The following is a 2,115-nucleotide window of genomic DNA, read 5'->3' on the forward strand; positions in this document are numbered from 1 at the left end:
GCCAGTCTTGCGGCTGTCAAAAACGGCAATAGTATGGATACCAGTATGGGCTTTACACCATCATCGGGGATACCGATGAGTACCCGGACAGGTGACCTTGACCCGGGTGTGGCGGCTTACCTAATACAGCATGAGCAGTTAAGCCCGCATCAGTTCAACCACCTCGTCAATCACGAATCCGGTCTGCTGGGTATTTCTGAAACCAGTGCCAGTATGGAGGAACTGCTCCAAAGCCGTCATACAGATCACCCTGTTGCTGAAGCCATTGATTTTTTTTGCTATCAGACGAGAAAATATATTGGCGCTTATGCCGCTGTATTAGGTGGCTTAGACACTTTGGTGTTTTCAGGAGGTATTGGTGAACATGCGCCCGAGGTAAGGAAAATGATTTGCACGGGCCTTCAATTTTTAGGAATTGAACTTGATAAAAAAAAGAACACTAAAAATGAAGCTATAATCTCTAAAGACACGAGTAAGGTGGTTGTTCGTGTCATCCCAACTAATGAAGAATTAATGATTGCCCGCCTGATTTGCCGGGTGATTAAACCCGGTATAAAAAGATAAGATAATTATGGAAACAGAATTGATGAACCCGGAAACGCTGAGCCCCGAATTATTATACAAGATCAATGCCTATTGGCGCGCGGCCAATTATTTGTCCGTCGGTCAGCTTTATTTGCGCCATAATCCTTTATTGAAAGAGCCCCTGAAACTGGAGCATGTGAAAAATATGCTCCTTGGTCATTGGGGAACTACGCCGGGGCAGAATTTTATTTATACCCATTTAAACAGAATTATCAACCGCTTTGACCTCAACATGATCTATGTGTCCGGCCCTGGCCACGGCGGGCCTGCCGTTGTTGCAGGAACTTACCTGGAAGGTACCTATACAGAAGTTTATCCCAATATTACTCAGGATGAAGAAGGTTTAAAAAGGCTCTTTACCCAATTTTCTTATCCGGGGGGCATTTCCAGCCATGCTTCGCCGCAAACCCCCGGCTCTATTCACGAAGGCGGTGAATTGGGCTATTCGCTTAGCCACGCTTTTGGCGCGGTATTAGATAATCCGGACCTGATCGTGGCCTGTGTCGTTGGTGACGGAGAGGCTGAAACGGGCCCCTTGGCCACCGCCTGGCATTCTAATAAATTTCTAAATCCGTTGACAGATGGAACGGTTTTGCCCATCTTGCATTTGAACGGTTATAAAATATCCAACCCGACAGTATTGGCCCGCATCAGCCATGAGGAATTGGAGCAATTGTTTTTGGGCTACGGTTGGGCACCGTATTTCGTAGAGGGTGATGATCCAACCCTCATGCATCAAAAAATGGCTACAACCTTAGATCGAGCCATCGCGCAGATCCATCAAATCAAAAGCGATGCGGCAATTAATAAGATTACAGAACGTCCGCGCTGGCCGATGATCATATTGCGGTCACCCAAAGGCTGGACCGGGCCCAAAGAGGTTGATGGCTTTAAGATCGAAGGTAATTTCAGGGCGCACCAAATACCACTTGCTGTTTCTTCATCTGCCCCGCCCGAACATTTGCAGCTATTGGAAAACTGGATGAAAAGCTACAAACCAGACGAATTATTTGATGAGATGGGAAAGCTGAAACCTGAACTGCAGGAATTAGCTCCAAAGGGGGAAAGGCGGATGGCGGCCAATCCTCATGCTAATGGCGGCCAGCTCTTACGCGAGCTGCACCTGCCTGATTTCAGGGATTATGCTGTAACTGTGGAAGCACCAGGCGCAAATGGCGAGGGTGATACCTATGTTTCCGGCCGCTTCCTGCGCGATGTGATCAAAGAAAATAGCAAAAAACGCAATTTTCGTGTATTCGGGCCCGATGAGACTGTATCAAACCGCTTGGATGCGATATTTGAAGTGACGCAGCGGCAATGGGATGCGCCGGTCATCGATAGTGATGAATTTCTTGCACCCGAAGGAAGTGTGATGGAAATGCTGAGTGAGCACCAGTGCGAGGGATGGTTGGAAGGTTACTTATTGACCGGCAGGCACGGCTTGTTTAATTGCTATGAGGCTTTCATTCATATTGTGGATTCGATGTTCAACCAACATGCCAAATGGCTGAAAATAACTTTAGAACTTCC

Annotated in this window: 1 protein-coding gene and 1 pseudogene; both read left to right on the forward strand. The window is 47.3% G+C overall.

Annotated elements, in window-relative coordinates; all coding sequences use genetic code 11:
• A pseudogene (locus NAF17_RS18010) lies at positions 1-564 on the forward strand (acetate/propionate family kinase); the annotation flags it as partial.
• A gap of 7 nt (positions 565-571) precedes the next feature.
• A partial coding sequence (locus NAF17_RS18015; RefSeq protein WP_252759418.1) for a phosphoketolase family protein occupies positions 572-2,115 on the forward strand: 1,544 nt, incomplete at its 3' end.

This window comes from Mucilaginibacter aurantiaciroseus, from assembly GCF_024055595.1.
Classification (GTDB): Bacteria; Bacteroidota; Bacteroidia; order Sphingobacteriales; family Sphingobacteriaceae; genus Mucilaginibacter; species Mucilaginibacter aurantiaciroseus.